Genomic DNA, 12685 nt, shown 5'->3' with positions numbered 1-12685 from the left:
ACGAGCGGAGAATTGATACGCCATGACGCGCAAGCAGCGACGTATGACCATCATCGGAGGCTCGCTCGCCGTGCTCGCCCTCGCGGCCGCGCTGGTGCTCAACGCGCTTCGCGACTCCATCGTGTTCTTCTCGACCCCCACCATGGTCGCCGAGAAGCAGGTCGAGCCCGGCAAGCGGTTTCGCCTCGGTGGGCTGGTGCAGCCCGGTTCGCTCCATCGTGGCGACAATCTCATGGTGACCTTCGAGGTCGCCGACGGTGGCGCCAAGCTGCCGGTGGCCTACAAGGGCATTCTTCCCGACCTGTTCCGTGAGGGACAGGGCGTTGTCGCCGAAGGCGCGCTCGACGCCAATGGCGTGTTCAAGGCCGATACCGTCCTTGCCAAGCACGACGAGACCTACATGCCCAAGGACGTCGCCGATGCGCTGAAGAAGCAGGGGCACTGGAAGGACGATTACGACGGCAAGACTTCTGACGCCAAGCCGTCTGGCGGCGGCAAGCCCGCTGCCACGACGGCGCAGGGCAATCCACAAGGAGCGGTGCGGTGATCGCGGAGTCAGGACATTACGCCCTGGTGCTGGCGCTCGCCCTCGCGCTGATCCAGTCCGTCGTGCCGTTGATCGGTGCGCGCCTGCGCGATGCCGCGCTGATGAATGTGGCGCGCTCCACCGCGCTGGCGCAGCTGCTGTTCGTCGGCGCCTCGTTCACGGCGCTGGTGATGTTGCACGTGAACTCGGATTTCTCCGTCGCCAACGTTTACGAGAACTCCCACTCGATGAAGCCGCTGCTCTACAAGCTAACCGGCGTGTGGGGAAACCATGAAGGCTCGATGCTGCTGTGGGTGTTGATCCTCGCATTGTTCGGCGGGCTGGTCGCGGCTTTCGGCAACAATCTGCCGCTGTCGCTGCGCGCGCACGTGCTGGCGGTGCAGGCCTGGGTCGCCAGTGCCTTCTACCTCTTCATCCTCGTGACATCGAATCCGTTCCTGCGCATCGCGAGCCCGCCGATCGAGGGACGCGATCTCAATCCCGTGCTCCAGGACATCGGGCTCGCCGTGCATCCGCCGATGCTCTATCTCGGTTATGTCGGCTTCTCGATCTCGTTCTCCTTCGCGATCGCGGCGCTGATGGAGGGACGGATCGACGCCGCTTGGGCGCGCTGGGTGCGGCCGTGGACGCTGGTCGCCTGGATCTTCCTGACGCTCGGCATCGCCATGGGGTCGTACTGGGCCTATTACGAGCTCGGCTGGGGCGGCTGGTGGTTCTGGGATCCGGTCGAGAACGCCTCGCTGATGCCGTGGCTCTCCGGCACCGCGCTGTTGCATTCCGCCCTGGTGATGGAGAAGCGCAACGCGCTGAAGGTCTGGACCGTCCTGTTGTCGATCCTGACCTTCTCGCTGTCGCTGCTCGGCACTTTCCTGGTGCGCTCGGGCGTCATTACCTCGGTGCACGCCTTTGCCACCGATCCAACCCGCGGCGTGTTCATTCTGTTGATCCTCTGCCTGTTCATCGGCGGCAGCCTGGCGCTGTTCGCGGGGCGCGCCACATCGTTGAAGCAGGGCGGCCTGTTCGCGCCGATCTCGCGCGAGGGCGCGCTTGTCCTGAACAACCTGCTGCTCACGGTCGCCTGCGCGGTTGTGCTGTTCGGCACGCTCTATCCGCTGGCGATGGAGATGCTCGCCGACTTCAAGATGTCGGTCGGTGCGCCCTTCTACAATCTCACCTTCGCGCCGCTGTTCACCCTGTTGCTGCTGGCCGTGCCGTTCGGGCCGATGATGGCGTGGAAGCGCGGCGATCTGCTCGGCGTGATGCAGCGTCTGTTAGCCGCGGGCGTTGCCGGGCTCGTTGCCGTCGCCATTGCCTGGGGCTGGGCGCGCGGCGGCAGTGCGCTGGCGCCGCTGGCGATCGGCCTCGGCATCTTCGTCATCGCCGGCGCGGTCACCGACATCGTCGAGCGCACCGGCCTCGTGCGGCTGCCGTTCGCAACGGTGCTGCACCGGGCGCGCGGCCTGCCGCGCTCGGTCTGGGGCACGGCGTTCGCGCATGCCGGCCTCGGCGTGGCGCTCATCGGGATCGTCTGCGAAACGACCTGGAACAGCGAACATATCGCAACCATGAAGCAGAACGACGTCGTCCACATCGCCGGCTTCGACGTGAAGCTCGACGGGGTGCTTCAGCGTCAGGGCCCGAACTACCGCGAGATGATCGCCGAGTTCAACGTCAGCCGTGATGGCGGGACCCTCAGCGTCATGACGCCCTCCAAGCGCAGCTTCACCACTCGCGGCTCGTCGACCACCGAGGCCGCGCTGCTGACGCGCGGCGCGAGCCAGCTCTACATCTCGCTTGGCGACGCCACGGCCGAGGGCGCCATCGCCGTGCGCATCTATCACAAGCCGCTGGTGCTCCTGATCTGGTGGGGGCCGGTGTTGATGGCGTTCGGCGGCGTGCTCTCGCTGTCCGACCGGCGCCTGCGGGTCGGCGCACCGAAGCCGGCGCGGGCCAAGCAGCGCCTTCAGCCTGCGGAGTGATCCGATGCGCCGGATGATGGCCGCGTTCACCCTGCTGATGCTGCTGGCCTTGCCTGCGGCGCACGCGGTGCAGCCCGACGAGATCATGTCGGATCCCGCCAAGGAAGCCCGCGCACGCGAGCTGTCGCGCGAGTTGCGCTGCATGGTTTGCCAGAACCAGTCGATCGACGATTCCGATGCGCCGCTGGCGCGCGACCTGCGGCTGCTGGTGCGCGAGCGCATCGGTGCCGGCGACAGCAACTCGCAGGTGCTCGACTTCCTGGTCGCCCGCTATGGCGAGTTCGTGCTGCTGAAGCCACGCTTCGAGCGGCAGACCCTGTTGTTGTGGCTGCTCGGGCCGGTGCTGCTGATCGGGGGCGGCGTGGCGCTATGGCTGCAAATCCGGCGTCGTGCGCGCAGCGGTGCAGACGTACCGGCCCCGCCACTCTCGCCCGACGAGAAGGCGCGGCTCGCTGCGTTGATGTCGGACGATGCGAAATCTTCCTAGATTTCCCGAGCTTTGAGATCGTCCTGGCGACGTCGTGAAGCAGGCCGCCGGCCGCTTCGCGCTTGCTTCATGCTATGTTGACCTTTGTCTGGAAGCTTGTCGCGAGATGTGATTCCAGACTCCGAGTCCCCGATGTTCGCGAACAGCAATCTGACGATCCGCTTCCTGGTCGGCGCCGTCGTCGCCGCATTATTGTTCCTGCTGGGAATCGGCGGAGGCACCGGCTTCATCGCGGTGCTCTATCTCAACAACGAGATCACCAGCCTGTCCTCGGACTTCGCCGCGCTGAGCGGTCCTGCACGCGACCATGCCATGCAGATCTATCAGCAGGCGCAGACCGCGTTCTCCTACTTTCTGGTTGCCTGCGGCGTGATCGCCGTCGTTGCCGTCGCGATCTGTTTCACCACCTGGTTCGCCGTGCGCAACGGCATCCTCAGTCCGCTCGCGGCGATCGTGCATGCCATGCGCGAGGTCGCCGACCAGAAATTCGAGACGCCCGTGCCCGGGCTCGGCCGCACCAACGAGATCGGCCTGCTCGCCGGTGCGCTGGAGGTTTTCAAGACCAACGGCCTCGAGCGCCGCCACCTCACCGAACGGCAGATGCAAGAAGCGCAGCACCAGGCCGAGCGATCGAAATTCCTGGACGACCGGATCAAGCGCTTCAATGATCTCGTCGCCAGCGTCGTCGACAGCGTGGCGTCATCGGCCGTGCATCTGAAGAGCAACGCCGAGACGCTGTCGCGGACGGCCAACGACACCAGCACCAAAGCCAACGCGGTCGCGAGCGCCGCGAACCAGGCCAGCACCAGCGTGCAGACAGTCGCAGGTTCCGCCGGGGAGATGACGAATTCGATCGGCACCATCAGCCGCCGCGTCACGGACGCGACCCAACGTGCCGAGGGCGCAGCGTCCCAGGCGGAGAAGAGCCGCGACACCATCCACACGCTGTCGGATGCCGCCGACAAGATCGGCGAGGTCGTGCAACTCGTGCAGGCGATCGCATCGCAGACCAATCTCCTGGCGCTGAACGCCACCATCGAGGCGGCACGGGCAGGGGAGGCCGGCAGAGGGTTCGCGGTGGTTGCCTCCGAGGTCAAGAATCTGGCGCATCAGACCAGCAAGGCGACCGAGGAGATCACCTCCCATGTCGCCAGCATTCAAGGCATCACCGCACAAACGCGCGGCGCGATCGACGGCATTTCCAAGACGCTGTCGGAGATCTCGTCCATCATGTCCGGCATCGAGGTCGATACGGCCCAGCAGCGCAATGCCACGCAGGAGATCACGCGCAGCGCCCAGGACGCCGCGCGCGGCACCCTCGACGTCTCCAACCATATCGTCCAGATCACCTCGACCTCCGCGGAGACCGGCCGCATGGCCGCTGAGGCCAGGGATTCCGCGGTCGACCTGTCGCAGCAGGCCGAAACCTTGAAGCGCGAAGTCGACGAGTTCATCGTCAGCGTCAAGGCGAGCTAGGCGGCGCCAAAGAATCGCGTTTTGAGGCATTGCGGGAACTCGATTAAGTTCCTGTAAGATCACGATTTTCGGCCTGCGCTGAACTGCCGCATCCGCCTCACCGCTTCATTACAAAAGTTTAACCCCGCCGCCAGCGCGCGGTAAGGCGGGAGCCCCCATGTTCAGGTCCGTAAGGTGCCGCCATCGGGCGCCAAATGAATTTCAAGGCCCTGGAGATCTCCGCATGACCGACCGTCCCGACCTCTCGAACCTTCCCTCCTACCGGCAGCCGCGCCCGTCGGTGTTCTCCGCGCGCAAGATCGCGCTGATGGCCTCGGTCGTCGCCGGTCTCGGCGCCGCCGTGTACGGCTTCAGCCCCTCGACCTCGCCGGCCGATCTGTTCTCGAGCCCGGCGCATGCGCAGGTCAACAACGAGGTCCGCAAGGTCGAGCGTCCGGTCGGATTCGCCGACGTCGTCGAACGCGTGAAGCCGTCGGTGATCTCGGTGAAGGTCAACATGAAGGAGAAGACCGCGAGCAACGATGACGGCGACGATTCCTCTTCGCCGTTCCAGCCGGGCTCGCCGATGGAGCGCTTCTTCCGCCGCTTCGGCGGTCCGGACGGCATCCCCGGTCTGAAGGGTGGCGGCCGTGGTCGCGTGGTGCAGGGCCAGGGCTCCGGCTTCTTCATCTCGGCCGACGGTTATGCCGTGACCAACAACCACGTGGTCGACGGCGCCGACAAGGTCGAGGTCACCACCGACGACGGCAAGACCTACACCGCCAAGGTGATCGGCACCGACCAGCGCACCGACCTTGCTCTGATCAAGGTCGAGGGCAGCTCGAACTTCCCGTTCGCCAAGCTCGCCGACGCCAAGCCGCGGATCGGCGACTGGGTGCTCGCCGTCGGCAATCCCTTCGGCCTCGGCGGCACCGTGACCGCGGGCATCGTCTCGGCCAGCGGCCGCGACATCGGCAACGGCCCCTATGACGATTTCATCCAGATCGACGCGCCCGTGAACAAGGGCAATTCCGGCGGTCCGGCCTTCGACACCAACGGCGAGGTGATGGGCGTCAACACCGCGATCTACTCGCCTTCCGGCGGCAGCGTCGGCATTGCCTTCTCGATCCCGGCGAGCACCGTGAAGAGCGTGGTCGCCCAGCTCAAGGACAAGGGCTCGGTCAGCCGTGGCTGGATCGGCGTGCAGATTCAGCCCGTGACGTCCGACATCGCCGACAGCCTCGGTATGAAGAAGGCCGAGGGCGCGCTGGTGGCGGAGCCGCAGGCCAACGGTCCGGCCGCGAAGGCGGGCATCGAGTCCGGCGACGTGATCACCTCCGTCAACGGCGAGGCCGTGAAGGACGCGCGCGAACTCGCCCGCACCATCGGCGGCATGGCGCCCGGCGCGACCGTGAAGCTCAACGTGCTGCACAAGGGCCAGGACAAGGTCGTCAACCTTACCCTCGGCCAGCTGCCGAACACGGTGGAAGCCAAGGCCGACATTGACAGCGACAGCGGCAAGGGCGCCAACAAGGGGACCGACGTGCCCAAGCTCGGCATGACCGTCGCGCCCGCCAATTCCGTGGCCGGTGCCGGCAAGGAAGGCGTCGTGGTCACCCAGGTCGATCCGAAGAGCGCCGCGGCCGAACGCGGCTTCAAGGAAGGCGACGTGATTCTGGAAGTCGGCGGCAAGAGCGTCGCCACCGCCGGCGAAGTCCGCGATGCCATCACTACGGCGCGGACCGACAACAAGAACAGCGTCCTGATGCGCGTGAAGAGCGGCGGCCAGTCGCGCTTCGTCGCCGTGCCCATCGCCAAGGGGTAAGCCTTAAGGATGCTCTCGAGATGAAGGGTGTCGCCGGCATCAGTCGCCCCCGCCGTCGGCGCCCTTCGGGGAAGCAGCGTAATTTTCGCTTCCCCTGTCTACCTTCCGGTGGAATTACGCCCCCCTCCGTCGGAAGGCCTAGGGCGGTGAAGTCCCCCCAGCTTCACCGCCCGCCTTTTTCTCGATGCCAGAGTCTCCCCCTCGGCTTGCATGCGATTGCCGCTCGCGCCATGTTTAGAGAAGGTTGACCTCCTTGACCGCCGCCGAACGCACGATGCGACTCCTGATCATTGAAGACGACCGTGAATCCGCCGATTACCTCGTGAAGGCGTTTCGCGAAGTCGGACACATTGCCGATCACGCCGCCGACGGCGAGGAAGGCCTCGCCATGGCCGAGAACGGCGATTACGACGTGCTGGTGGTCGATCGCATGCTGCCCAAGCGCGACGGCCTGTCGCTGATCGGTGCGCTGCGCGACAAGGGCAACACGGCGCCGGTGCTGATTCTCTCCGCGCTCGGACAGGTCGACGACCGCATCAAGGGCCTGCGCGCCGGCGGCGACGACTATCTGCCCAAACCCTATTCCTTTGCCGAGCTGCTGGCTCGGGTCGAGGTGCTGTCGCGCCGCCGCGGCGGTCCCGCCGAGGACACGCTCTACCGCGTCGGCGATCTCGAGCTCGACCGGCTCTCCCATCGCGTCGCCCGCGGCAAGGACGAGCTGACGCTGCAGCCGCGCGAATTCCGCCTGCTCGAATATTTGATGAAGCATGCCGGCCAGGTGGTGACGCGCACCATGCTCTTGGAGAACGTCTGGGATTATCATTTCGATCCGCAGACCAACGTGATCGACGTGCACATTTCACGGCTGCGCTCCAAGATCGACAAGGGCTTCGAGCGGCCGCTGCTGCACACCATCCGCGGCGCGGGATACATGATCCGTGACGGCATTCGGTAAACTCGTCCGCACCACGGCGTTCCGGCTGACGCTGGTCTATCTGTTGCTGTTCGCGATGTTCGCGGCCTCGCTGCTGGCCTATTTCGCTTGGAATACGCGGCGGCTCATCACCGAGGAGATCACGCAGACGGTCAATGCCGAGACCTCGGAGATCTCCGAGATCTACGGCCGACGCGGTTTGCGGGGCCTCGTGCTCGCGATCGAGTATCGCGCGCTGCGGCCGGGCGCCAACCTCTATCTCGTGACCACGCCGACCGGGCAGGCGATTGCCGGCAATGTCGGCTCGCTTGCGCCCGGGGTGATGGCGACGCGCGGCTGGTCGGAGACCGCCTACCGGCGCCTCGAGGACGCCGATGACCGCGACCACCGCGCGCTGGTGCGCGTCACCGAATTGGAGAACGGCTTTCGCCTGCTGATCGGCCGCGACCTTGCCGAACGGCGGCGGCTGTTCGGAATCGTCGCCAAGGCCGCGCAATGGTCGGTTCTGATCGTCGTCGTGCTCGGCCTCGCCGGCGGCGTCTTCGTCGCCCGCCGCGTGCTCCGGCGCATCGATGCCATGACGGGAACGACTCAGCGCATCATGTCCGGCGATCTCAGCGAGCGCCTGCCGGTGGGGCGCAGCGGCGACGAGCTCGATCGCCTCGCCGAGAATCTCAATGCCATGCTGGAGCGCATCGAGGCGCTGATGGCGGGGCTCAAGGAAGTCTCCGACAACATCGCGCATGATCTCAAGACGCCGCTGACGCGCCTGCGCAACCGCGCCGAGGAGGCGCTGGCGCGATCGGGCGGCGAAGCCGATTACCGCGCGGCGCTGGAGCGCACCATCGAGGAATCCGACGGCCTGATCCGCACCTTCAACGCGCTGCTGATGATCGCGCGCGCCGAGTCGGGCCAGGCGCGCGGCAACATGGACGATTTCGACGCGGCCGAGGTGGCGAACGGAATCCATGAGCTCTACGAGCCGCTCGCCGAGGACGACGGCATGACCTTGAACGTGAGGGCCGAGCCGGCACCGGTTCACGCCAACCGCGAATTGGTCAGCCAGGCGCTCGCCAATCTGGTCGAGAATGCGATCAAATACGGCAAACCGGTCGCGCAGACCGGCGGAACCGTGGTCAGCATGGACGCGCGGCCAATTCTGATCGAGGCCAGGCGCGATGGCGACCAAGTGCTGCTCAGCGTCACCGATCGCGGTCCCGGGATCCCCGAGGGCGATCGCAAGCATGCCGTCGAGCGATTCGTCCGGCTGGAAGCCAGCCGCACGCTGCCGGGCTCCGGTCTCGGTCTCAGCCTCGCTTCGGCGGTCGCGACGTTGCACGGCGGCGAATTGCGCCTGGGCGATGCCCAGCCCGGCCTCGTCGCCACACTGGTGTTGCCTGCGCGCCTCAGTGCCGGCGACAGGGTTGCTCCGCCAATACCGGATGTGCCACAGAAGGTGGCATGAACCACTCCGCGCCGGGAAACGCGGACAAGCATGGCGAGAAGCTGGCCGCGCGGTTTGCGGAAGCTCCCCATATTGCCGCTTCCACAACCGACGAACGACGTCTTGAAGGCTGGCTGAGCGAGCTCGAGCCGGCCCAAGCAGCCCGTCTCGACGCGCTGCTGGCTCATCCCTTCGCGAGGGCTATCCTCGCCGGAATCGCGGAGTTCTCACCCTATCTGTTCGATCTGGTGCGCGCCGATGCCTTGCGCCTGATCCGGCTGCTCGAATGCGATCCGGATGCGCATCTGACGGCGCTGATCGCTGAGGCGAGGGATGCGGTGCTCGCGGCGGCGGATGAGGTCGAGGTGATGCGGCTGCTTCGCCGCATGAAAGCGGAGGCCGCGCTGCTGACGGCCTTGTGCGACATCGGCGGCGTCTGGCCGGTGATGCGGGTGACGGCGGCGCTGACCGATGTCGCGGTGTCCTCGGTGCAGGCGGCGCTGCGATATCTGCTGCGGCAGGAAGCCGCACGCGGAAAGCTCTCGCCACCCAATCCCGAGGCGCCCGAAGTGGGCTGCGGGCTCATCGTGCTCGCGATGGGCAAGATGGGCGCGGGCGAGCTGAACTATTCCAGCGACATCGACCTCATCGTGTTCTTCGACCCCGAGGCGACGACGCTTGCGCCCGACATCGAACCGCAGCCGTTCTTCGTCCGGGTGACGCAAGGAATGGCCCGCATCCTGCAGCAGCGCACTTACGACGGCTACGTCTTCCGCGTCGATCTGCGCCTGCGGCCCGATCCGTCCTCGACGCAAGTGGCGATCTCGCGGGACGCCGCGCTGAACTATTATGAGCGGGAAGGGCGCACCTGGGAGCGCGCCGCGATGATCAAGGCGCGCGCCTGCGCCGGCGATCCCCGGGCGGGCGAGGCGATGCTCGCCGAGATCGCGCCCTTCGTCTGGCGCAAGCATCTCGACTTCGCCGCGCTCGCCGACGTCCACGACATGAAGCGGCAGATGCAGATCTATCGCGGCCAGAGCGAGGTCGCGGTGGAGGGACACAACGTCAAGGTCGGCCGCGGCGGTATCCGCGAGATCGAGTTCTTCGCCCAGACCCAGCAATTGATCGCAGGTGGCCGCCATCCGGAATTACGCGTGCGGCCGACGCTGAAGGCGCTCGACATTCTCGCCTCCAGCAACTGGATTACCGTTGCCGCGCGCGACGAGCTGACCATTGCGTACGAATTCCTGCGCCGGGTCGAGCATCGCATTCAGATGATCGCCGACGAGCAGACCCATACGTTGCCCGAGGACAAGGACGCGGTCGAGCGTTTCGCGCGCTTCTTCGGCTATCCGGATCGCGAGGCCTTCGCGAGCGATCTGCTGCGGCATCTCAAGATCGTGCAGGGGCACTACGAAAAGCTCTTCGAGGGCGACGATCCGACCGGGACCGCCAAGCTTCCTGCACTCGACTACGGTGCGGGTGCCGACGATCCGAGGCTGCTCCAGCACCTCGCAATGCTCGGCTTCAAGAAGCCCGCCGCCGTCGCGCAGACCGTGCGCGACTGGATCACTGGCGACTATCGCGTGTTCCGCAATGAGGCGACGCGGAACGCCTTCATCGAATTCGTGCCGGCCCTGATCGACGGGCTCGCCCGCGCCGAGGAGCCGGATCGCGCCGTCGTGGCGTTCGACCATTTCCTCGGCGCACTTCAGCGCGGCGGCCGACTGTTCACGCTGCTCGGCCAGAACCGCGACCTCGTTGCGCTGGTCGCGCTGGTGCTGGGCGCGGCGCCGCGACTGGGCGAGATGCTGGCACGGCAGCCGCAACTGATGGACGGCCTGATCGATCCGCGCTTCTTCGGCGCCATGCCGGACCGGCAGGAATTGTCGGGGCGGCTGGCTGCGACCGTGCAGGATGCCGGCTCGTACGAAGAATTCCTCGATCGCCTGCGCCTGTTCGGGCAGGAGAGCCTGTTCCTGATCGGCACGCGGATTCTCTCCGGCACCGTTTCGGCGCAGCAGGCGAGCACGGCCTTTGCCGATGTCGCCGAAGGCATCGTCCACACCGTGCACGGCCTCGTCGCGGAGCGCTTCGCCGCCCAGCACGGCCGGATCGAGGGGCAGGAGACTGCGATCATCGCGATGGGCCGGCTCGGCAGCCGCGAGATGACGGCCTCGTCGGATCTCGACCTGATCCTGCTCTACGATTTCGACAGCGACAATCCGGACTCCGACGGCGCGAAATCGCTGCAGGGCGCGCATTATTTCGCGCGGCTGACCCAGCGCCTGATCAGCGCGTTCACGACGCGCACCAATTACGGCGTGCTCTACGAGATCGACATGCGGCTGCGTCCGTCGGGACGCGCGGGTCCCGTGGCCTCGAGCCTCGTTTCGTTCGCGGACTACCAGGCCAACGAGGCCTGGACCTGGGAGCACATGGCGCTGACGCGCGCCCGCGTGGTGTCGGCCTCGCCCGAATTTCGGGAACGGATCGAGCGCGTCATCCGCGACGTCCTGACCCGCCGACGCGATCCCGGAATCACCGCCAACGACGTCGCCGACATGCGGCGCGCGATCGCCCAGGAGAAGGGCGAGGGCGATTGCTGGGATCTCAAACATGCCGCCGGCGGCATGGTCGATATCGACTTCATCGCGCAATATCTCCAGCTCGTGCACGCGCACGACAAGCCTGAGATTCTCGACGTCGGCACCATGCAGGTGCTGGAGAACGCATGCAGGCTGGGCGTGCTCTCGCAGTCGGAGACCGAGATATTGCGAGCTGCAGCCCGGCTCTATCATGACCTCACGCAGATCCTGCGGCTGTGCGTCAGCGACGGTTTCAAGCCGGAAACCGCCGGCACCGATCTGCAGCGCGTGATGGCACGGGCCGGCGACGCGCCGGACTTCTCGTCGCTGGAGGCGCGCGTGAAGGAGACCCAAAGCGAGGTGCGGCGCGTGTTCAGGGCGCTGCTGGAAGGGGCGTAGCCTGCTTCAGCGAGGCGATCGCCTCGCGCACATCAGGCTCGAGGCCCGCGCCGCCGGCATCGAGATGGGCGAAGATCGCGCGCTTCATGCGGGGATCCCAGAATTTCCTGATGTGCTCGGCAATGCCCGGCACGGCCTTGTCGTGGCCCTGGCTCCGGAAGAACCTGCCGATCTGGTTGGCCATGTAGATCAGACGGTCAGGCGACATCGGCAACCTCCGTGGCATGGCGAGACACGATGCGGCTGCCGTGCGTAAATATCTCGAATCCGTCCTGCCGGGCGATCGCGATGAGCGTGATGCCGGCGGCTTCCGCAGTGCGGACTGCGAGCGCAGTGGGCGCGGAGACCGCGATCATCATGGGGGCGCCGATTGCGGCCGCCTTCTGCACCATCTCGACCGAGACGCGGCTGGTCAGCAGCACCATGCCGCCGTGAGCATCCGTGCGGCTGCGTGCCAGCGCGCCGGCGAGCTTGTCCAGCGCATTGTGGCGGCCGACATCCTCACGCAGCGCGACGATGCTGCCGGCAGGGGACCAGAATGCGGCTGCGTGCACGGCGCGGGTTTGCAAATTGATCGATTGCAGCGGCGCGATGGCCTGCATCGCCGCCATGATCTGCTCGGGCGTGAAGGTCTGACCGTGCGGCACGACCGCCGCGGGGCGCACGGCTTCGGCGATGGATTCGATGCCGCAAATGCCGCAGCCGGTGGGGCCCGCGACATGGCGGCGGCGCTCGCTGATGAGCGCCGCATCCTCCGCCGCCAGCCACATTCTGAGTTCGATGCCGTCGTCGAGGCGAACAATCTCGAGTGACTTGATGTCGTCGACCGACTTGATGATGCCTTCGTTCAGACTGAAGCCGACGGCAAAATCTTCCAGGTTCTGCGGCGTTCCCATCATGACGGCATAGGTGCCGCCATTATAGGTCAGTGCCAGCGGCGTCTCTTCCGGAATCAATCGCGTTCCTTCGGACGCCACGCCGTTGCGCCAGATTTCGCGATCGATTGCCTGGACCGGGACGTGCATGC

At 66.3% G+C, this 12685-nt stretch carries 10 protein-coding genes; 8 read left to right on the top strand and 2 right to left on the bottom strand.

Annotated features, from left to right (window positions below; genetic code table 11):
* Window positions 1-22 precede the first annotated feature (22 nt).
* The 8 genes from ccmE to RX330_RS25685 all read left to right on the top strand — a co-directional run bounded on the left by ccmE (window position 23) and on the right by RX330_RS25685 (window position 11658).
* Window positions 23-547, top strand: a complete 525-nt coding sequence (ccmE, locus tag RX330_RS25720) for a cytochrome c maturation protein CcmE (RefSeq protein WP_212081357.1) — start codon at window positions 23-25, stop codon at window positions 545-547.
* Window positions 544-2526 carry a heme lyase CcmF/NrfE family subunit gene (locus RX330_RS25715; RefSeq protein WP_212081358.1) on the top strand — a complete coding sequence of 661 codons (1983 nt, stop codon included), beginning with the start codon at window positions 544-546 and terminating at the stop codon, window positions 2524-2526. The genes ccmE and RX330_RS25715 overlap by 4 nt, the downstream gene beginning before the upstream one ends.
* A gap of 4 nt (window positions 2527-2530) precedes the next feature.
* A complete protein-coding gene (locus RX330_RS25710; protein ID WP_317240332.1) occupies window positions 2531-3013 on the top strand; it encodes a cytochrome c-type biogenesis protein in 483 nt (160 codons plus the stop codon).
* A gap of 132 nt (window positions 3014-3145) precedes the next feature.
* Complete coding sequence (locus RX330_RS25705) at window positions 3146-4489, top strand: methyl-accepting chemotaxis protein (protein WP_317240331.1); 1344 nt, start codon at window positions 3146-3148, stop codon at window positions 4487-4489.
* A gap of 223 nt (window positions 4490-4712) precedes the next feature.
* Window positions 4713-6293 carry a Do family serine endopeptidase gene (locus RX330_RS25700; RefSeq protein WP_212081361.1) on the top strand — a complete coding sequence of 527 codons (1581 nt, stop codon included), beginning with the start codon at window positions 4713-4715 and terminating at the stop codon, window positions 6291-6293.
* Between the two features lie 274 nt (window positions 6294-6567).
* Window positions 6568-7248 carry a response regulator transcription factor gene (locus tag RX330_RS25695; protein ID WP_039185038.1) on the top strand — a complete coding sequence of 227 codons (681 nt, stop codon included), beginning with the start codon at window positions 6568-6570 and terminating at the stop codon, window positions 7246-7248.
* On the top strand, window positions 7232-8692 hold the full coding sequence (locus RX330_RS25690) for an ATP-binding protein (protein WP_317240330.1): 1461 nt from the start codon (window positions 7232-7234) through the stop codon (window positions 8690-8692). The genes RX330_RS25695 and RX330_RS25690 overlap by 17 nt, the downstream gene beginning before the upstream one ends.
* A complete protein-coding gene (locus RX330_RS25685; RefSeq protein WP_317240329.1) occupies window positions 8689-11658 on the top strand; it encodes a bifunctional [glutamine synthetase] adenylyltransferase/[glutamine synthetase]-adenylyl-L-tyrosine phosphorylase in 2970 nt (989 codons plus the stop codon). Before RX330_RS25690 ends, RX330_RS25685 begins: the two co-directional genes overlap by 4 nt.
* Here RX330_RS25685 and RX330_RS25680 read toward each other — a convergent pair.
* Together RX330_RS25680 and fdhD are read right to left on the bottom strand one after the other, a co-directional pair.
* Complete coding sequence (locus RX330_RS25680) at window positions 11633-11866, bottom strand: formate dehydrogenase subunit delta (protein ID WP_317240328.1); 234 nt, start codon at window positions 11864-11866, stop codon at window positions 11633-11635. The two genes, RX330_RS25685 and RX330_RS25680, sit on opposite strands and share 26 nt — an antisense overlap.
* Window positions 11856-12683: a formate dehydrogenase accessory sulfurtransferase FdhD gene (fdhD, locus tag RX330_RS25675; RefSeq protein ID WP_317240327.1), complete on the bottom strand. Its 828-nt coding sequence runs from the start codon at window positions 12681-12683 to the stop codon at window positions 11856-11858. Before fdhD ends, RX330_RS25680 begins: the two co-directional genes overlap by 11 nt.
* Between the last annotated feature and the right edge of the window lie 2 nt (window positions 12684-12685).

The organism is Bradyrhizobium sp. NDS-1, from assembly GCF_032918005.1.
In the GTDB taxonomy this organism is placed as follows: Bacteria; Pseudomonadota; Alphaproteobacteria; order Rhizobiales; family Xanthobacteraceae; genus Bradyrhizobium; species Bradyrhizobium tunisiense.
This window is presented reverse-complemented; position numbering and strand designations above follow the sequence as displayed.

Coding starts and splice junctions, on each gene's coding strand:
- fdhD (WP_317240327.1), bottom strand. CDS start 12,683: ATGCACGTCCCGGTCCAGGCAATCGATCGCGAAATCTGGCGCAACGGC.
- RX330_RS25680 (WP_317240328.1), bottom strand. CDS start 11,866: ATGTCGCCTGACCGTCTGATCTACATGGCCAACCAGATCGGCAGGTTC.
- ccmE (WP_212081357.1), top strand. CDS start 23: ATGACGCGCAAGCAGCGACGTATGACCATCATCGGAGGCTCGCTCGCC.
- RX330_RS25695 (WP_039185038.1), top strand. CDS start 6,568: ATGCGACTCCTGATCATTGAAGACGACCGTGAATCCGCCGATTACCTC.
- RX330_RS25700 (WP_212081361.1), top strand. CDS start 4,713: ATGACCGACCGTCCCGACCTCTCGAACCTTCCCTCCTACCGGCAGCCG.
- RX330_RS25685 (WP_317240329.1), top strand. CDS start 8,689: ATGAACCACTCCGCGCCGGGAAACGCGGACAAGCATGGCGAGAAGCTG.
- RX330_RS25705 (WP_317240331.1), top strand. CDS start 3,146: ATGTTCGCGAACAGCAATCTGACGATCCGCTTCCTGGTCGGCGCCGTC.
- RX330_RS25710 (WP_317240332.1), top strand. CDS start 2,531: ATGCGCCGGATGATGGCCGCGTTCACCCTGCTGATGCTGCTGGCCTTG.